17 protein-coding genes are annotated in these 19,376 nt (G+C 50.9%); 8 read left to right on the top strand and 9 right to left on the bottom strand.

Going from position 1 to position 19,376, the window contains the following annotated elements; translation table 11 throughout:
* Positions 1-16 precede the first annotated feature (16 nt).
* Together ACMXD4_RS07910 and rpe are read left to right on the top strand one after the other, a co-directional pair.
* On the top strand, positions 17-2,407 hold the full coding sequence (locus ACMXD4_RS07910) for an EAL and GGDEF domain-containing protein (protein ID WP_415880395.1): 2,391 nt from the start codon (positions 17-19) through the stop codon (positions 2,405-2,407).
* 106 nt (positions 2,408-2,513) lie between these two features.
* Positions 2,514-3,185, top strand: coding sequence for a ribulose-phosphate 3-epimerase (rpe, locus tag ACMXD4_RS07905; RefSeq protein ID WP_415880394.1), 672 nt, complete (start codon positions 2,514-2,516; stop codon positions 3,183-3,185).
* A gap of 70 nt (positions 3,186-3,255) precedes the next feature.
* Here the strand turns inward: rpe and ACMXD4_RS07900 are convergent, their stop codons facing one another.
* A complete protein-coding gene (locus tag ACMXD4_RS07900; RefSeq protein ID WP_415880393.1) occupies positions 3,256-5,037 on the bottom strand; it encodes an autotransporter domain-containing protein in 1,782 nt (593 codons plus the stop codon).
* A 311-nt stretch (positions 5,038-5,348) separates the two neighbouring features.
* On the opposite strand from ACMXD4_RS07900, the gene ACMXD4_RS07895 reads away from it, so the two are divergent.
* Positions 5,349-6,563, top strand: coding sequence for a glycosyltransferase (locus tag ACMXD4_RS07895; RefSeq protein WP_415880392.1), 1,215 nt, complete (start codon positions 5,349-5,351; stop codon positions 6,561-6,563).
* On the opposite strand, the gene ACMXD4_RS07890 is transcribed toward ACMXD4_RS07895, so the two are convergent.
* The 5 genes from ACMXD4_RS07890 to ACMXD4_RS07870 form a co-directional block, all read right to left on the bottom strand.
* On the bottom strand, positions 6,542-7,306 hold the full coding sequence (locus ACMXD4_RS07890) for an inositol monophosphatase family protein (RefSeq protein WP_033155372.1): 765 nt from the start codon (positions 7,304-7,306) through the stop codon (positions 6,542-6,544). The genes ACMXD4_RS07895 and ACMXD4_RS07890 overlap by 22 nt on opposite strands.
* A gap of 84 nt (positions 7,307-7,390) precedes the next feature.
* Positions 7,391-8,659 (bottom strand): ammonium transporter, encoded by a 1,269-nt coding sequence (locus ACMXD4_RS07885; protein ID WP_415880822.1) that lies wholly within the window; start codon positions 8,657-8,659, stop codon positions 7,391-7,393.
* A gap of 157 nt (positions 8,660-8,816) precedes the next feature.
* Positions 8,817-9,155: a P-II family nitrogen regulator gene (locus tag ACMXD4_RS07880; RefSeq protein WP_020485493.1), complete on the bottom strand. Its 339-nt coding sequence runs from the start codon at positions 9,153-9,155 to the stop codon at positions 8,817-8,819.
* 181 nt (positions 9,156-9,336) lie between these two features.
* Positions 9,337-10,740 carry an ammonium transporter gene (locus ACMXD4_RS07875; protein WP_101055169.1) on the bottom strand — a complete coding sequence of 468 codons (1,404 nt, stop codon included), beginning with the start codon at positions 10,738-10,740 and terminating at the stop codon, positions 9,337-9,339.
* Positions 10,741-10,762: 22 nt separating this feature from the next.
* A complete protein-coding gene (locus ACMXD4_RS07870; RefSeq protein ID WP_020485491.1) occupies positions 10,763-11,101 on the bottom strand; it encodes a P-II family nitrogen regulator in 339 nt (112 codons plus the stop codon).
* Between the two features lie 408 nt (positions 11,102-11,509).
* Between ACMXD4_RS07870 and ACMXD4_RS07865 the strand changes: the two genes are divergently transcribed.
* Together ACMXD4_RS07865 and glnA are read left to right on the top strand one after the other, a co-directional pair.
* The gene (locus tag ACMXD4_RS07865) at positions 11,510-12,886 is read left to right on the top strand and encodes a porin (protein WP_415880391.1); all 1,377 of its coding nucleotides are present in this window, start codon (positions 11,510-11,512) and stop codon (positions 12,884-12,886) included.
* A 164-nt stretch (positions 12,887-13,050) separates the two neighbouring features.
* A complete protein-coding gene (gene glnA / locus ACMXD4_RS07860) occupies positions 13,051-14,460 on the top strand; it encodes a glutamate--ammonia ligase (RefSeq protein WP_020485489.1) in 1,410 nt (469 codons plus the stop codon).
* Between the two features lie 135 nt (positions 14,461-14,595).
* Here the strand turns inward: glnA and ACMXD4_RS07855 are convergent, their stop codons facing one another.
* Positions 14,596-14,958, bottom strand: a complete 363-nt coding sequence (locus tag ACMXD4_RS07855) for a hypothetical protein (protein WP_415880390.1) — start codon at positions 14,956-14,958, stop codon at positions 14,596-14,598.
* A gap of 250 nt (positions 14,959-15,208) precedes the next feature.
* Between ACMXD4_RS07855 and ACMXD4_RS07850 the strand changes: the two genes are divergently transcribed.
* Positions 15,209-16,588: an L-serine ammonia-lyase gene (locus ACMXD4_RS07850; RefSeq protein WP_415880389.1), complete on the top strand. Its 1,380-nt coding sequence runs from the start codon at positions 15,209-15,211 to the stop codon at positions 16,586-16,588.
* Positions 16,589-16,917: 329 nt separating this feature from the next.
* Here ACMXD4_RS07850 and ACMXD4_RS07845 read toward each other — a convergent pair whose 3' ends face one another.
* Entirely contained in the window at positions 16,918-17,484 is a 567-nt protein-coding gene (locus tag ACMXD4_RS07845; protein WP_033155377.1) for a hypothetical protein, read from the bottom strand.
* A gap of 365 nt (positions 17,485-17,849) precedes the next feature.
* Between ACMXD4_RS07845 and ACMXD4_RS07840 the strand changes: the two genes are divergently transcribed.
* A complete protein-coding gene (locus ACMXD4_RS07840) occupies positions 17,850-17,990 on the top strand; it encodes a hypothetical protein (protein ID WP_155931185.1) in 141 nt (46 codons plus the stop codon).
* A gap of 194 nt (positions 17,991-18,184) precedes the next feature.
* Here ACMXD4_RS07840 and ACMXD4_RS07835 read toward each other — a convergent pair whose 3' ends face one another.
* Positions 18,185-18,853, bottom strand: coding sequence for a Bax inhibitor-1/YccA family protein (locus ACMXD4_RS07835; protein ID WP_415880388.1), 669 nt, complete (start codon positions 18,851-18,853; stop codon positions 18,185-18,187).
* A gap of 126 nt (positions 18,854-18,979) precedes the next feature.
* Between ACMXD4_RS07835 and ACMXD4_RS07830 the strand changes: the two genes are divergently transcribed.
* Complete coding sequence (locus tag ACMXD4_RS07830) at positions 18,980-19,372, top strand: group II truncated hemoglobin (protein ID WP_033155379.1); 393 nt, start codon at positions 18,980-18,982, stop codon at positions 19,370-19,372.
* The last annotated feature ends 4 nt before the right edge of the window (positions 19,373-19,376 follow it).

Below are 19,376 nucleotides of genomic sequence, written 5' to 3'. Positions count from 1 at the left end.
CGGTCGTAACCCCTAAATGCCACAAACACTCAAACAACTCAATCTGATCCTGGACACCATTACCGACGGCGTAATGGTGGTCGACCCGCAAGGCAGCGTTATTTATGCCAATCAAGCAGCAGAACAATTGCTGGAACGCGGCAGCCTGATCGGCCATTCCCTGGCAATTCCGATTTCCGCCGACAAAATTCAATTTCAAGACATCAACCTGATTCGCCCCAGCGGCATAGCCTGGGCCGAACTGCGCTCCACGCCGCTGGAATGGGAAGGCGCGCCGGCCTATGTCATCGGACTGCGCGACATCACGGCCCGTAAGCAAGCGGAAATCGCGTTGCAGGAAAGCGAGCTACTTTTTCATACGCTATCGAAGATTGCCCCGGTCGGCATTTTTCGCACCAACGAAAAAGGTGAGTGCGATTACGTCAACCATCGCTGGTGCGAAATCACCGGCTTGCATTTTATTGATTCGCACGGTGACGGCTGGATAGCCGGTTTGCTTGCCGAAGACCGCGAATCGGTAATTGCCGAATGGCAGCGATGCGTATCCGCCTTGCAGCCCTTCAATATGCAATACCGTTTTCAACTGGCGGACGGCAGTGTGCGCTGGGTGGTGGGGCGCGCCGAACCGGAATTGGACGAAACGGGCGGATTGTGCGGTTACGTCGGCACCATTACCGATATTTCCGACATCAAAGCCAACGAAGAGCGCTTGGGACAAGCCGCCGCCGTATTCGAAAGCACCCGAGAGGGCGTGATGATTACCGACGCCCAACGCCGAATTACGATGGTCAACAAGGCCTTTAGCAACATCACCGGTTACGATAATCGGGATGTAATCGGTCATAGCCCCAGCATCTTAAGTTCCGGCCGCCACAACGCCGATTTTTACCGGGAAATGTGGGCCAATATTGCCACTACGGATCATTGGCAAGGCGAAATCTGGAATCGCCGCAAGTCCGGCGAGGTGTATCCGGAATTGTTGAGCATCAGCACCGTGCGCGACGGCAAAGGCGAGATCAGCCACTACGTGGGTGTGTTTGCCGACATTTCCAAGCTGAAGGCTTCGGAAATGGAACTGGAATTCCTGGCCCACCACGACCCACTGACGAAATTGCCCAACCGCATGCTGTTCCTGTCGCGCCTGCAACACAACATCGAAAAAGCCCGCCGTCAGGCCAACAAGATGGCGGTGTTGATGCTCGACTTGGACCGCTTCAAGGACGTTAACGATAGCTTCGGCCATTTGGCCGGCGACGATTTGCTGCAAATGGTCGCCGAACGCCTGACTACCCGGCTGCGTACCAGCGACACCATTTGCCGGCTCGGCGGCGACGAATTCGTGGTGTTGCTGGAAGAAGTCAACCAACCTGAAACCGTCGCTCATGTGGCCACGCAAATCATCAATGCCTTGAACCAAACTTGGCAGCTACCCAGCGGTCATGAGGTACGCATCGGCGTCAGCGTAGGCATCGCCATGTTTCCCGAACACGGCGCTTCGCCGGACGAGTTGATCCAACAAGCCGATACGGCCTTGTATCAAGCCAAAAATGAGGGCAGGAACCGCTTCAAATATTTCTCGGAAGATTTGACCCGCGCCGCGCGCGAACGTATCGATATAGAAATCCGCCTGCGCCAAGCTATCGAGCAAGGCGAATTGCGGGTGTTTTTCCAACCGCAAATTTGCATCGAGAATGGCGCGATTATAGGCGCCGAAGCCTTGGTCCGCTGGCAGACTGCCAGCGGCGAACTGATACCGCCGCTACGCTTCATCCCGATTGCCGAGGAAACCGGTCTGATTACCAGTATCGGCAATTGGGTGTTGAGAGAAACCTGTCACCACGGCCAGCGCTGGCGGCAAGCCGGTTTTCCAGCCTTGCGTCTGGCGGTTAACCTATCGCCGCAACAGTTTTTGCATAGTGATATTAGCGAAGTGGTCGCCAGGATTTTGGCAGAGACCGGTTTTCCGGCCGAGTGCCTGGAACTCGAACTCACTGAAAGCGCGTTGATGAAACGGGAAAAAGAAGCCATCGAAATTTTACACAAGCTGCACGGCTTGGGTGTGCATCTGGCCATTGATGATTTCGGCACCGGTTATTCGTCGCTGGCTTATTTGAAACTATTTCCGCTGGATGTCTTAAAGATCGATAAAAGTTTTATTGAAGACATCCCCAAACACACTGACGATATGGAAATCACCGCGACGATTATCGCCATGGCTAAGACGCTACGCATGCGCGTGGTAGCGGAAGGCGTGGAAACCGCCGAGCAACTGGCTTTTCTGAAAAGCCGGCAATGCGATCTTTACCAAGGTTATCTGGTCAGCAAACCGCTACCGATAGCGGAATTCGAAAAGTTTCTGACCGACTACGCTCTTAACAAAAATCTTGAGCCGGTGGTGTCGGCTTGAAACAAGCGCCGGCAGCCCTAAAGTGTGCAATCAATCCACTGTTTTAGCCAAACGCCGGAAAAAAGTTATAATGCCGGTTTTTTAACCTCACCAAAAGGATCAAAAGATGGCTGACAATCTGATTGCACCTTCCATACTCTCCGCAGACTTCGCACGCTTGGGCGAAGAAGTTGTTAATGTCTTAAATGCGGGCGCAGACATTGTGCATTTCGATGTGATGGACAACCATTTTGTGCCCAATCTGACTATCGGTCCCTTGGTTTGCGAAGCGCTACGCAAGCATGGCGTTACCGCCCCAATCGACGTCCATTTGATGGTGGAACCGGTAGACCGCATCATCCCGGATTTCGCTAAAGCCGGCGCCAGCTACATTACTTTCCACCCGGAAGCATCCAGACACATTGATCGTTCACTGCAAATGATCAGAGACTTGGGTTGCAAATCCGGTCTGGTATTCAACCCAGGCACCCCGTTGCATTACCTGGAGCACGTGCTCGACAAAGTCGATATGATTTTGCTGATGTCGGTCAACCCCGGATTCGGTGGTCAATCTTTCATTCCATCCGCGTTGGATAAATTGCACCAAGCCAGAAAAATTATCGACGACAGCGGTTTGGATATCCGCCTGGAAATCGACGGCGGCGTAAACGTGGCTAATATTCGTGAAATCAAGGAAGCCGGCGCGGACACCTTCGTAGCGGGCTCCGCTATTTTCGGTAAACCGGATTATAAAAAAGTCATCGACGACATGCGCGCGGAATTAGCCGCAGCCAAATAAGTCTGAATTAAAGACAACCGCTGCGGGATGTCCCGCAGCGGTCACTTCCCCAAAGCATTCACTATATTCCTTAAAACGGAATTCTCGCTCCCAACTCGATAGTGTGATCGGTAATATAGGCCTGCCCTAAGCGGTATTCGTATCGCAAAAAGCCCGCCCGACCTTCCGGCAAGCTCAATGCCAACGACGTACCGATATTGAAATAGTCGCGATCCGGCGTATCGGTTTTTACGCTGAATCTTCCGGCACCGGCAGCCGCCTGACTAAAGCGCGCCTGAATCAAACGGCTTTCGTCCAGATATTGATGCACCCATTCGAAGCGCACGCCGGGCGACAACACACCCCAAGAGGTGCTGATCGCGTTACTGGCTTGACCGCCGATAGTCGATGTCGCCGAATCGATAGATTGGCCGGCAAACTCCATGGCTAAACCTCCACCGCCGCTTTCCTGATAGCTATCCACTTCGGTTTTGCTGTAATCCAGCCTTACATAGGGATTAATCACAAAACTTTGCAGCGCAAAGTCTTTACCAAACCCCAAACTAAAGCCGTACTGGTCGCCATTAGCGCTACTGGTAGCCGTATTATCGAATCCGGTATATTGGATGCGCCGATTGATATCGAAGGAATGCAGCGCATAACTCATAATCCAGTCGATATAAAATGACTGCGGCAGGAAATAACTGCCATACGACGAAAACTCGTACGCATCGGTCGACATACTCCCGCTGTTTAAATTGTAATTGGTATCGGTAGAGCCGTAACCGAAGGCCGCACCCAACACCAATTCATCCATAAAACTGTAATCCAGACCGAAGGTAACCGCCTTTCTGTCGGCTTTGAAGCCCCGTTCGCTGCCGGTATTGGCTTTTTCGCCGACGTTGAATTGACCTTTCAGAAAGAAACCTAACGGGCTATCGCGAAACGGCTGTTCGTTTGGATCATCCCCAGCCGCCCCGCCCCGAGCCGGGCCTAATGCTGTCATCAACGCCTTGCCGACCGGTATGGTTTCGCCATTGACATTAATGGTGGAATAACCCAATAAGGAGGCGCTTTGCTGTTGGGAGTTGCGCAGATTAACGATGCGGCCATGCACCACGGAAAATTGCTTGTAACCAAAATCCACGGCGGCCGCACCTTGCGCCGCCACCGCATCCGGAATCACCGCATTCAGGTCGGCGTTGTTTATTTCATTGCAGCGGGCCAATAAATCGCCGCCAGCTCCCGAGCAAGCACTGGTTAAACCTTCGTAAATTGCTTGCTGATTAGGGGTAAAGGTCGGATCGGCGGTTAAGTTGGGCGTCGAGGTTATTGGCGTAGTGGGCGTAGTGGGCGTCGTTGGCGTGGTGGGGGGCGGAGCGACGTCGTTGTCCGCAATGCTGGCGACTGCTGACGCGCCCGCCGACACCGAATCACCGGTACAGCTTGGCGTTACATTCTGAAGAGATAAGGTCACAGTTTCAGTGCTTTCTACCAATGCATCGTCGATAATATTGATGGATACCGGCGCACTATCGGCATGAGACCCGCCAAACAAAAAGGGAACGCTGAAAGAAAAGGTGCCGCTCGAAATATTGTAGTCACTGCCCGCGGTTGCACTGCCGCCAGCAGCGACGACATCGCCGCTTATGGTGCAGCCGCCATAATCACCGGAGCTGCTAGCTAGACTAACGTTAGCCTGGACAACACCATCCGCTTCGTTAAAGTTATAGGACCTGGAAGAAAAATCCAGAGTCCAAGCTTGTACTGAAAATGGCGCGAAAGATAAAACGGCCGCCGCTGCCAGCAATACTTCCTTGGAACTGAATGCCAGGGGTCGAATTGCCCGGTTTAAGCACTGGCGCGAAGACATTGGCGGCATTGCCGTTAGTCCGCATAAACCTGATAACTTTTCTGAATGTAATATAGGTAGGATCATGAGAATTTAGCAGGTTAGATACAGCGTAATTAAAGAATAAAAACCTTGTATGCTAATTATGGCACTGAATACTATCGATGATTCCAAATCATTAGCAAACAGTCTGAATTCTATTATTGACTGCCATCATGAGCATAGATAAATGCTAACGCATAAATTCTTAAACCAATTGTTTCAACAAAAGTTATTGCTAAACGCTGTAGACAACCTCCAACTTCAACATTTTGTGAAGCAAATCCACTGCTATGGCTAGAGTCCTGTATTGCTGGGAATTAGGGGCCGGCTACGGCCACACCGCCGCATTTCTGCCCATAGCCCGACAACTTAAAAGTCTCGGGCACGAGGTCATATTCGCGCTTAAAGATTTGGAATACGCCGACACTTGGTTAGCTGCCGATCACTTTTGTTACCTACAAGCCCCGATACGCTGGCCTGACAGTCGTCCGCAAGCGCCAGCCTCCAGTTATCCGGGAATTCTACAAAACGCCGGCTTTACCGATGAAACCGGTCTGCTAACCCGAGCAAAAGCCTGGGAATGCCTTTATCGCCATGTAAGCCCTGACTTGATCGTATGCGACCACGCACCGACCGCGTTACTCGCTGCCCGCAAATTTGACACGCCTCGAGCGGGGTTCGGCACCGGCTTTTTTTCGCCGCCGCGCATCAGTCCGATGCCCAATATTCGCCCCTGGTTGCGCGTTAGCGATAAGGCCTTAAACATTATCGAAAGCCAGGTGTTAAACACGACTAACTCGGTTTTAGAGTGTTTGAATACACCACCATTAAGGATTTTGGCGGACTTGTTAGAGTTTACGGAAGATTTTATCTGCACGTTTCCGGAGCTGGACCATTATCGGCAATACCGTAACGCGAATTATTGGGGACCCACCATTTTGCAGACGGACGGCATGGGGCCAATCTGGCCGAGCGTCGGAGCCGAAAAAATATTCGTCTATTTGCACCCAGAATATCCCGGCCTGGAAGTGTTGCTAAAACAGTTGCGCGCGTCACCTTGGTCGATATTGGCGCACATACCCGGGACAACACCCGCATTTATAGAAAAGAACAGCAGCGCCAATCTACACATTACTCCACAGCCGGTAATAATCTCGGCTGCTGCCAAACAATGCGATTTGGCTGTTTGCCATGGCGGTATGGCGACATTGTCGGCATTTTTGCTGTCTGGCAAACCCTTGCTGGCATTGCCTTTTCAGCTGGAACAACTGATCAGCGCTCAAAACCTCGCTACTCTCGGCGCGGGCACTTACATCGCCGCGGAAAGCAAAAATCCCAACTACAAAACAGCCGTAACTGAGCTACTGCGCCATTCGAAACACACGCAGACCGCCCAACAGTTTGCGGATAAATACGCCGGCTTCTCGTCCGCACAACAAGCTAGCGATATTGCCAAACGCTGCGAGATGTTGATGAAAGACGCTTACATCAAAGGCAATAGCTGATCGAGAATTTTGCCGTTAGTCGCAAACACCTGCTTTGGAAACACACCGGGATTGCCTTTAAAATCGGTGATGGTTGCGCCGGCTTCTTTGGCTATCAACACGCCCGCGGCAATGTCATACAGATTGAGTTCCTGCTCCCAAAAAGCATCGACCTGGCCATCCGCAACCGTGCATAAATCCAATGCCGCCGAACCCAAGCGCCGTTGGCCGGTGGTAGCCTGGGCGATACGGTTGAAACGCGGCAGGTTGTTATCTTCCAAATACTGGCGCAGGCAGGCAAAACCGGTAGATACCATGCTGCTGGCCAGATTGGTTTCATCCGAAACCCTGATAGGTTTGCCGTTTTTCCAAGCGCCCTTACCTTTTTCCGCGCAGTAATAATCGTCCAAGGCCGGGCCGTAAACCGCGCCCATCATCAATTCACCGTCGATTTCCAAGGCTACGCTGACGCCCCAAAAATATTGGCCTTTCGAAAATGAATGAGTGCCATCGATCGGATCGACGATCCAGCGGCTGGTTTGGTTGGCGGTTTGGCCGCTTTCCTCCCCCCAAAAACCGTACTCCGGACAATGCTCGCTGAGCGCTTGTTTCAGATAATTTTCCACTGCGACATCGGCATCGGTGACCAAGTCGCGAGCGCTTTTTTTGTTAATCGCCAGAGAGTCCAGATCGTTGAAATATCGCATCGCCACATCGCCGGCCGCGCGGACGATGGTTTCTAAAGCTTCAAGAGTGATGGGCATGATTTTCCTGATTTTGTAGGGATGCGGGCAAGGCGGCGATCCGCCCTGCCCGCTATGAAAAGCTTAAATTCTAACCGTTAATGGTTACAGGTTGTGATAGCCGGTTTCTTCGTGCAACACAATATCCAGACCTTGCTGCTCTTCGTCTTCGCTGACGCGCAAACCGATGAACACGCCGATGAGTTTCAATAAAACATAGCTGAATAAAGCGCTCCAGGCCGCCGTCACTAAAACCGCTAGCGTTTGCACGCCGACTTGCTCGGCAATAGTCACGCCGTTCAATCCCAAGCCGCCGAAACTTTCAGCAGCAAACACGCCGGTTAAAATCGAGCCGACGCAGCCGCCGACGCCATGTACCGGAAACACGTCCAAGGAATCGTCGATTTTCAAACGGCGTTTGACGAATTGCGTGGCGTAAAAACACACGGCGCCAGCCACAATACCGATAACCAAACCACCAACAGGCCCGACAAATCCAGAGGCCGGCGTAATGGTGCCCAAGCCGGCGACCATCCCGGTGACGATACCTAAAACACTGGGCTTACTAAAACGCAGCCATTCAATGGTCATCCAGGTTAAAGCACCGGCGGCCGCGGCGATATGCGTCACGGCAATCGCCATGCCGGCACTGCCGTCAGCTTTTAACGCGCTACCACCGTTGAAGCCGAACCAGCCGAACCAGAGCATCCCGGCACCCGTAACCACCATGGTCATATTGTGCGGCGGCATCGCCACGGTGGGAAAGCCTTTGCGACGCCCCAACACTAATGCCGCCACCAGAGATGCCACCCCGGCGTTGACGTGAATCACAATCCCGCCGGCAAAATCCTTCGCACCCATCGCCGCCAGCCAGCCGTTGCCCCATATCCAATGGCAAATCGGCATATACACCACAATCAGCCAAAGTCCGCTAAACCACAGCATGGCTGAAAACTTCATCCGTTCGGCAAACGCGCCAACGATCAAGGCCGGGGTAATAATCGCAAAAGTCATTTGAAACATGAAAAACACGGTTTCGGGAATATCGCCGATCAAAGTTTGCGTGTTCATGTCCGGCAGAAAGATCTTGCTGCCGCTCCCCAAAAACGGTTGCCAGCTGCCGCCATCGGCAAATACGAAGCTGTATACACCGGCCAGCCACAGTAGCGATACCAGACAGGTAATCGCAAAACATTGCATCAATACCGACAGCACGTTCTTGCTTCTGACCAAACCGCCATAAAACAGCGACAGGCCAGGAATGGTCATGAATAAAACCAGCGCGGTGGAGGTTAAAACCCAAGCGGTGTTGGCTTGGTTAATGCCTTCGGCCCAAGCCTGCTGCGGCAACATCAAGCTGTATGCCATTAGCATCAGCGTTCTTTTTATTGTTGTCATTGTCTTTCACTAGATGATGGTGTGTTGTTATTTTTAAGCTGTCTATAAACAACAAAATCGCCCTGGTCTGCGAATTTCGCGCAGACCAGGGCGATTTTTGATGTTCTACTGCTTTTTATTTTTTGTCGAAGACTTAGATAGCGTCTTCTCCGGTCTCGCCGGTTCTGATACGGATAATCTGTTCCAGGTTGGTCACAAAAATTTTACCGTCGCCAATTTTGCCGGTGTTTGCGGCTTTGACGATGGTTTCCACGGCTTGGTCGACAACGTGTTCCGCAACTGCAATTTCCAGCTTGACCTTAGGCAGAAAATCCACCACGTACTCAGCGCCGCGATATAACTCGGTATGACCTTTTTGCCTGCCAAAGCCTTTTACTTCGGTTGCCGTTACACCCGCCACCCCGATCTCGGACAAGGCTTCCCTGACGTCGTCCAGCTTGAATGGTTTGATAATCGCTGTAATTAATTTCATGCTATCCCCAAATTCGAATGATTAAAAAGCTGTTTCGTCACTGTTGCCACCATAATAAATAATTCCGGTAGAACCTACAATTTACCCGAGCAAAAGCACCAAAGTAGTGCTTCATGATAACAAAAACGGGCAGCCATCGCCGACCACCCGTTTCTTTTCGCGTTAACCGCAGCTTTCAACCCTAAACGTGATAAGCGGTTTCGCCATGCTCGGTGACATCCAGACCTTCGCGCTCGGTCGCTTCGCTAACCCGCAGACCAAGAGCCACATCGGCAATTTTGAAGGCAATGAAGGACACCACGCCGGACCAAACGATGGCGATGCCTACACCCCAAGCTTGGCTGGCAAGCTGGGTAAGCACGCTGTAGTCAGGCAAGGTTGCGTTGGTGACGTAATCCCAGACGCCGGTACCACCCAAATCAGGGCTGGCAACCACAGCAGTACCCAAGGCGCCGATAATACCGCCCACCCCGTGCACACCAAACGCATCCAGCGAATCGTCGTAACTCATCGCGTGTTTCAAAAAGGTTACCGACCAGAAGCATACTGCACCGACTACTAAGCCCAAACCGATAGCTCCCATCGGGCCTGACCAGCCGCAAGCAGGCGTAATCGCAACTAACCCGGCCACCGCACCTGACGTAGCGCCCAACATGCTGGGTTTACCACGCACAGCCCATTCCGCGCCCATCCAGGCCAGAGTTGCCGCGGCCGCCGCCAACAATGTGTTAACGAAAACCAATGCTGCCAGACCGTTGGCTTCCAGGTTGGAACCTGCATTAAAGCCAAACCAGCCTATCCATAACAAGGATGCGCCTATCATGTTCATCGTCACGCTGTGCGGCGCGATAAATTCTTTACCATAACCAATACGCTTGCCTATCATTAAACAACCGACCAAGCCGGCGATACCTGCGTTGATATGTACCACCGTGCCGCCGGCAAAATCCAAGGCGCCTTTTTGGAATAAAAAGCCCGCAGTCGCACCGGCAGTTTCCGCAGCGGCCGCATCGGTATAGGCATCAGGGCCTGCCCAGTACCAAACCATATGCGCCATCGGTAAGTAGCAGAAACTAAACCAGATCACGGTAAACAACAGCACCGCTGAAAATTTAACCCGCTCGGCAAATGCGCCGATGATCAACGCGGGCGTGATGGCCGAGAAAGTCAGCTGGAACGCTACATAAATAAATTCAGGTACATAAGCCCCTTTGCTGAAAGTGGCCGCCATCGAATCCGGGGTAATACCCTTCAAAAATGCCTTGCTGAAACCGCCGAAGAAAGCGTTACCCTCGGTAAACGCGACGCTGTAGCCGAACGTCGCCCACATAATCGCCGTCAACGAAAAGATCACAAAGACCTGCATCAAGATAGACAGCATGTTTTTAGCACGCACCATACCACCGTAGAACAAGGCCAAGCCAGGTATTACCATTAACGCAACCAGTACGGTGGCAACTATCATCCAGGCGGTATCGCCTTTGTTAACGGTGGCTTGTACGGCCGGTGCCGCCACTTCTTCCGCAAACGCCATGCCCGAGAGTCCAAACAGCGCGAACAGCGCCATGCCTGTTAAATATTTCATTGTTGGTTTCCCCATCTTCATATTAAAGAGCTTCTTCGCCGGATTCGCCGGTTCTAATCCGAACCACCTGCTCCAGATCGGTTACAAAAATTTTGCCATCGCCGATCTTTCCGGTATTGGCTACTTTCACAATCGCTTCGACGGCTTGCTCAAGCAAAGCATCCGCAACCGCTACCTCGATTTTTGCTTTGGGTAAAAAATCCACCACATATTCGGCACCACGATACAGTTCCGTATGGCCCTTTTGCCGACCAAAGCCTTTTACTTCAGTAACCGTCACGCCAGATACACCGATATCCGACAACGCCTCACGCACGTCGTCTAGCTTAAACGGCTTAACCACCGCTGTTATCAGTTTCATAGTTCAACACCTCTTTGCTTGAGTTAATAAATTCCCGAAACAAGCAAAGCATGATGCATGCCACTATTTATTCCCATGATTTTTAAAGCTTTATTAAACACATCCATTAAAAGAACAACAGAATCGCACCAAATCAGTGCAACGCTTTTTGGATTGCACCATTGCAACTCAATACCACCCTACAGGCCTTGATCTGCCAGTTTCAGTGGTTTGCTTTAAGAATAAACGGGGCGTTGTCGCAACATAGCAACACTGCATTACTTTGGTGCAACAAAAAGAATTTGCACCATTGCGAATCATGAACTAGTCTACATATGCCGCCTATCTTATTGATTTTTAATAAATCGAATATGGCCTAAAAACTGCTACAGAATCTTCAGTAGTCACTGAACCAAGGGGATAACCACCATGAGAAACAACACAACGTTAACAAAATCACACAGCCGCGCTTGCTTAGCCGGATTAATGGTGATTTGCAGTGCCTCCGCTAGCGCGGACAGCTGGACAGAAGCATCCGGACTACTGGGTGCAGCTGGCATTGATCCGAACACATCTAAATTCATGACCGATCACAATCTGAAGGTTGGCGGCTGGCTGAACAGTAGTGTCGGCGCCAACATGAATAGCAACGGTGACGGTTTTAACGGCCCAGTGACATTCAACGACCGTAGCGGTGAATTGCAACTCAACCAGTTGTATCTGTATTTGCAAAAAGCTATCAATGTGAACGGCGACTCTTTCGACATCGGCGGTCGCGTCGATGTGATGTACGGTACCGATGCCGCGTTTACACAAGCTTACGGTTCATTCGGATTCGACCCCGGCACCCTAGCGGACAGTGACCGTGGCAACTGGGATCTGAATTTGAGCGGACACGGGGAACGCTTCTACGGCTTGGCATTACCACAAGCATACGCCGAGTTTAACCTCCCATTCGGTAATGGTATCGCAGTCAAAGCCGGACACTTTTATACTCCAATCGGTTACGAAGTAGTTACCGCTCCCGATAACTTCTTCATCACCAAACCCTACACTATGCAATATGGCGAACCATTTACCCATACTGGCATACTCGCAACCTACGCATTCAATCCGAATTGGACAGTAATGGGCGGTGCAGTTACCGGAAGCAACTCGGGCGGCTGGGACGGCAACTGGGACAGAGACCTGGGCAACTGGGCTTGGTTGGGCGGGGTAACCTGGACAAGCGACGACGCCGGCACATCTCTGGCTATTACATCAACGGCTGGCGAACGCTCCGAAAACAGCAAAGACACATGGGCCATGTACAGCATCGTCGGTAAGCACAATTTCACCGACAAGTTGCATTACATCATTCAACACGATCACGGTTTTGCCAATAATATCTGGACCGGGAACGCAAGCCTTGCAGGACTTCCAGACGGCAGGGAAGACGCCGAATGGTATGGCATCAACCAATATTTGATTTATGACGTCAACGACAAAGTCTCAGCCGGTCTGCGCGCAGAATGGTTCCGTGATCATAACGGCATCCGTGTTCTCGGCCCTGGCCGTTGCTATGCTGCGGCAGGCACAGTCGGCGACAACTTCGCTTGTGGCAGCAACTACGGCGCTAACTATGTCCCGTTTCAAGAAGCCAGCGGATATTACGCCGTTACAGCCGGCTTGAGCTACAAACCGGCAAAATGGTTGAACTTGCGTCCAAACTTGCGTTACGACTTTACCGATAATGCTAAAGCGTTCGACAACGGTACACGCCACAACCAATTCTTGGTTACTGCGGACGTAGTCATCACTTTCTAAGTTGGTAGCCTAAGTAAATCATCGTTATAAAGCTGTACGCCTCCATTGCGTTTAAAGCCCTTTGGAGGCTCTGTTTGTTATAGCTCTTTACTACGTTTGATGATATTGTTAAATCGTTTAAGCTTCTCAACCAAAACAACTACAACCTACGGAGACCCTCACTAATGTCTGTTGATCACGTTCTGAAATTAATTCAAGAAAACGACGTTAAATTTGTCGACTTCCGCTTCTGCGACACTCGCGGTAAAGAACAACACGTTACTTTCCCAGCGCACACCATCGACGAAGACACCTTTGAAGAAGGTAACATGTTTGACGGTTCGTCCATCGCCGGCTGGAAACACATCAACGAATCGGACATGATTCTGATGCCGGACCCCAGCACCGCGGTTATCGATCCTTTCTTCGACGACAAAACCCTGATCTTGCGTTGCGATATTATCGAACCGAAAGACATGCAAGGTTACGCTCGTGACCCACGCTCTATCGCCAAACGCGCTGAAGCCTATTTGCAATCTACCGGTATCGCCGACACCGCGTTCTTCGGTCCTGAAAACGAATTCTTCATTTTTGACGACGTCCGCTGGAACACCAGCATGGGTGGCTGCTCCTACCAAATCGACTCAGAAGAAGCCGGCTGGAACTCAGAAAAAGTTTACGAAAACGGCAACATCGGTCACCGTCCAGGCGTTAAAGGTGGTTACTTCCCCGTACCGCCAGTCGATTCATTCCAAGACATGCGCTCTGCAATGTGCCTGGTTCTGGAAGAAATCGGCCAAACCGTTGAAGTACACCACCACGAAGTGGCAACTGCCGGTCAGTGCGAAATCGGTGTTAAATTCAATACTTTGGTTAAAAAAGCCGACGAAGTACTGGGCTTGAAATACGTGATTGCCAACATCGCGCACGCTTACGGCAAAACCGCAACCTTCATGCCTAAACCACTGGTTGGCGACAACGGCAGCGGCATGCACGTTCACCAATCTTTGGCTAAAGGCGGCGTCAACCTGTTCACCGGCAACCTGTATGGCGGTTTGTCAGAAACCGCGCTGTACTACATTGGCGGCATCATCAAACACGCCAAGGCATTGAACGCAATTACCAACCCTTCAACCAACAGCTACAAACGCCTGGTTCCTGGTTTTGAAGCGCCTGTGATGCTGGCTTACTCAGCACGTAACCGCTCTGCGTCTATCCGTATTCCTTACGTCACTAACCCTAAAGGCCGCCGTATCGAAGTACGTTTCCCAGACTCCACTGCTAACCCATACTTGGCGTTTTCTGCCATGTTAATGGCCGGTCTTGACGGTATCCAAAACAAAATTCACCCAGGTGAAGCGATGGATAAAGACTTGTACGACTTGCCGCCAGAAGAAGAAAAAGCGATTCCACAAGTGGCGTTCTCTTTGGACGAAGCCTTGGCAGCTCTGGATGCGGACCGCGAATTCTTGACTCGTGGCGGCGTATTCACCGACGACGTAATCGATGGCTACATCGCATTGAAACAAGAAGATGTGACTCGTCTGCGTATGAGCACTCACCCTGTTGAGCTGGATATGTACTACAGCCTATAAATAAATAGTTAAGCCCGTTCTTAACGGGCCCACACTATCCCCAAGCCCCGCAAGTCATCGGCTTCGCGGGGTTTTTTATGCCCTGGCGCGTACCTCACACACCTGCGCCGCTTTTTAGCTGCGTCGAAGAACAAGCTATTTGTCATCCTCCGGCAATTCAGGCGCCTTCCATGATCCGCGCTTATGGGCTTCCATCACGGTTTGCCACCCATTCTCCAGCTCCTTTTCCGTGATACCAAATTGCTGAAGAATGCCATTAAGGCCGGACGGCACATCAAACGCTGGCTTGGCAATATTATTGGCACGCGGCACGCTCGTTGGAGAAGATGAAATTATTACGCTGCCATTAATAAGTTTGATGTCTCCTTTAGCACACCGCGCCTGATCATCGGTATACAAGGTTTTTCCATCGACCACACATTTCATTGGCTCGGCCAACGCCTGACAAACCGGTAAAAATGCGGATATGCTAACGCCCATTAAAAATAGTATTTTCACGGCCTGGTCCGATTAGTTCAAAAGAAAAACATTCGCAACTCGAACGCAAAGTGCGCCGGAAAAACCGACAGCCAATTTGTTTTCGCAAGCAACCTTTACCGACAAGTCTAGCTTGGAATGCCCCTGCCCATTCGATTGGAGATGCTGTTTATAATCTCGCAGCGGAGGCACATTAATTGCTTCGCAACTGAAGGGGGCATAGCTCCTTTATTCCAGACACCCTTTCCTCAGCACATTTTAGGCGACAATTATGGCTATCAGCGTCTTCGATATTTTTAAAATCGGTATCGGACCTTCCAGTTCTCATACTGTGGGGCCCATGCGGGCAGCAATGACGTTTGTCAATAATCTGGAACAGCGAGGTTTTATTGATGAGGTACAGCGCCTGCGCATCGAATTATTCGGTTCGCTTGGCGCAACAGGTAAAGGCCATGGCACCGACAAAGCGATATTGCTTGGCTTGGAAGGCGAAGCACCTGACTTGATTGACCCCGCCATCATTCCACAACGCCTGGCCACAATCCGCGAATCCGGAGCAGTTAGGCTATTGCAGCGTTACCCGGTAGCGTTCAACGAGAAAGCCGATTTACTGTTTCAACGTAAAGTACTTCCTTATCACTCCAACGGCATGCGCTTTAGTGTATTCGGCGCAAACGGCTCCGAACTGCTGCAAAGCGATTACTATTCGGTAGGCGGCGGATTTGTCGTGACCGACGCTGCGGCTGCTGCGGACAGGCTGAGCAATGACGACACCTGCCTACCCTATCCTTTCAAAACTGGTGCAGCGATACTAAAACTGTGCGCGACACATAACAAATCAATCAGCGATTTGATGCTGAGCAATGAAAAAGCCTGGCTGGGTGAAGAGGAAATCCGCCAGAAATTATTGAACATTTGGCAGGTGATGCAAGCCTGCGTCGAACGAGGCTTGCACGAAGAAGGGGTTATGCCGGGCGGCATGAAAGTCAGGCGCAGAGCAGCCAATCTCTACCGGCAGTTGAGCGGCGAAATTCCTCGGCAAACTCCCAGCATGCCGGTGGGAACCATGGAATGGGTAAACTTATTTGCACTTGCCGTCAGCGAGGAAAATGCTTCCGGCGGACGGGTCGTAACTGCACCCACCAACGGCGCTGCCGGCATCATCCCGGCGGTATTACATTATTACTGGCGCTTTTGCGATGGTGCGAATGAAGAAGGGGTGATTCGCTTCTTGTTGACAGCCGCCGCAATAGCGATTCTGTATAAAGAAAACGCCTCGCTATCCGGCGCCGAAGTCGGCTGTCAGGGCGAAGTCGGGGTCGCTTGCTCTATGGCTGCCGGCGCACTGGCCGAAGTATTGGGCGGCACGCCCGAGCAGGTGGAAAATGCCGCCGAAATTGGCATGGAGCATAACTTGGGCTTAACCTGCGATCCTGTTGGCGGTTTGGTGCAGGTGCCCTGCATCGAGCGTAACGCGATGGGGTCGGTTAAGGCTATCAACGCGGCGCGCATTGCCCTGCGCGGCGACGGCAAACATTTTGTATCGCTGGACAAGGTGATTAAAACCATGCGCGAAACCGGCGCCGATATGAAAACCAAATACAAGGAAACCTCTCGCGGCGGTTTGGCGGTGAATCTGATTGAATGCTGACAACGGCTTAAACGCAATCTCAAGCTGTTTTATATGACCTCTTTCGCAAGAATCTCCAGCGGAGCGTCGCCGCCGCATGGAAAGGGGTAGCCAATCAGATAAATGGTACGCTGCGAATAAGATTTTCTGCGCGGATCGGCTTTGAGAACCTCCTGCATGAGGGTATCACGAGCTTTTAGGCGCCCGCTTTAAACGCTATTCACGCTATCCTTACAAATTACAGTTCGCCTTAATGCCTTTAGTCTATTGAAGGCCACACAAGCCCCGGCGTCGACGAGCACAGCCTGAACGGCATAAGCGTAATAAACAAGACCGGGTAAACTATAAAACTAGCCATGCGTCCGGAAGTCGGTCGTTTTTTCACCATCATCATAAATAGCTTGGCCCCTGCCCAGAATACCGTCCCGGCCGGAAGCCGCGAATGCCATGATCTGCTCAGCTGTTTCCTGCGGAACTTGCAATTGATTGAGGCTGTTTTGCAGCAGTTCCAACACCACATCGTAGTTATCGTCAATGGGCTGTAATCTTAAAAAATGGGAATGTCCGGGACATAGCAGGGTCAGATGGGGTTTCTCGTCGCTACCGACCAGATCGCCTGTAACGAACATCTCCAAAAACGCAAAGTCTCGATTATTGACCAAACTGGGCTTGGCGTTCCCTCTGGCAAAAGCCGCCGCAAAATAATCATCAGCCAACTCGGCAAGTTTTTTAGGCTTGACCGGCTCTGCGCTGAGCAAAGCATTAACAAGTTGCTTCAGCGGTTTGGTTTGTTCTTCTATGGGCCTGGAGTAAAAATACCGGTTGATACGATAGTCATCGAGCATGTCGGCATAAAAAATGTCCACGATTTTGGACACCAGGTTCTCGTCAATTTTTGGCAATAGTTTATCTTTCATCGTTTTATCCCCCGTTTTTGTAGTTAACCAGCTTATTTGCTTAAGTCAAATACCGCATGAGTAGGTCCCTTTTGCGTCTATTAACCGCAGCACCAGAGTATAAGTCCGATCCGATAATATCCGCTTAAACGTTTTTCAAAAATCAGCGTCCGCCAGCTAGAGTCATAGCCTCTGAAAAAAAAATTTTTAGCAAACAACATTAAGGTCCAATGTTAAGTCTCTGAAGATACGTAACATTGAAAAATCGCGCCACAGATGTCGTTTAAAAACCACTTGAAATCCTTGTTTAACATAGGAAAATCGCGCCCGAAGCGGGATTTTTTTAGACGCTGTTCACACTTTATTCGATCAAATGAGGAGGCATTATGAAAATTGCACTTGTCGCTATGGCCGGAGTCACTATCGGGGCGCTGATAGCTATTTCAGCTTTTCAATTATTGAAAGTCATTTTTCAAGAAATGTACAAAATGGCAGCTGAAGCTTGGTATAGCCCCGAACAACATTAAAGCGGCCCGTATATATCCTTGCGGACGGGTTAAGTAACAGGCGAAAACCAGCCCTTCGCTCGCCCCCAGCTTTAATGCCCATACTCAAAAAAAAATGCCCCGCCGGTTTCCCGACGGGGCATTTTCTTTATCAACGTTGCTCTAACAGCCCGCTTTGTCTAGCACGCACTGTGATAAGACATTTGACCCAATTATCAGTCGTTACCACCGAATACACCCAACAGTTGCAGTAAGCTGGTGAACAGGTTGTAGATGGACACGTACAATGACACGGTAGCTAAAATGTAGTTGGTTTCGCCGCCGTGGATGATTTCACTGGTTTGATACAAAATCATACCGGACATCAACAATACGAACATCGCGGAAACCGCCAACGACAGCGCGGGTACCGAGAACAGTAACGCAGCCAAACCCGCGAAGAACGCTACCAGAACGCCCACCATCAGGAAGCCGGCCATAAAACTAAAATCCTTGCGGGTGGTCAAGGCATAGCCTGACAAGCCAAGGAAAATCACGCCGGTACCTCCCAGTGCGGTTAAAATCAGTTCATGACCGTTGCTGAACGCATGTATATACATGTTTAAAATCGGCCCCAAGGTCATCCCCATGAAACCGGTCAATGCAAACACAAACACCAAGCCCAAAGCACTGTTACTGAAACGGGTGGTTAAAAACAGCAGGCCGAAATAGCCTACCATGGTGATAATCAAGCCCGGATGCGGCAAATCCAGCGTCATGGCTACCGCAGCCATAGCAGAGCTGAACAGCAAAGTCATCGATAGCAATAAATAAGTATTCTTTAAAACCTTATTGGTCGCCAGTATGCCGGCTTCCGAACGAGCAGTTGCAGTATTTAAACGCATGATCAGTTATCCTCTCAAAGTTACAAGTAATGCTATGACCGCGCAACGGCCCTGGAGTTTCAAGGCATTGTCGGTACCGTCTGCTAGTATACCTAAAGAAATTGCACATACGAGGTTAAATAGGACATGAGCCCCACCCCCTACGAGTTAATCGGCGGCGAGAATGCGTTGCGCAGCCTGGTCGACAGATTCTACTTTTACATGGATATTCTGCCGGAAGCCCAGGGCATCCGGGCCATGCATGCCCCCAGCTTGGCAAGCGCCAAAGACAAATTATTTAAGTTCTTCTCCGGCTGGCTGGGCGGCCCCAATTTGTTTATCGAAGAATTCGGCCATCCCATGCTGCGCGCCAGACACTTTCCGTTTCAAATTGGCGAATCGGAGCGCGATCAATGGATGCTATGCATGAACAAAGCCTTGGATGAAATTGAGACTGACCCACGCCTGCGTGAAAACATCCGTACCGCCTTACAACAACTCGCGACGCATATGATCAATCAAGAAGCCACGGGAAGCTGAGCCA

The organism is Methylomonas sp. TEB, from assembly GCF_047777895.1.
Lineage (GTDB): Bacteria > Pseudomonadota > Gammaproteobacteria > Methylococcales > Methylomonadaceae > Methylomonas.
Note: the sequence above shows the minus strand (reverse complement) of the source record. Positions and strands in the feature narration are given on the sequence as shown.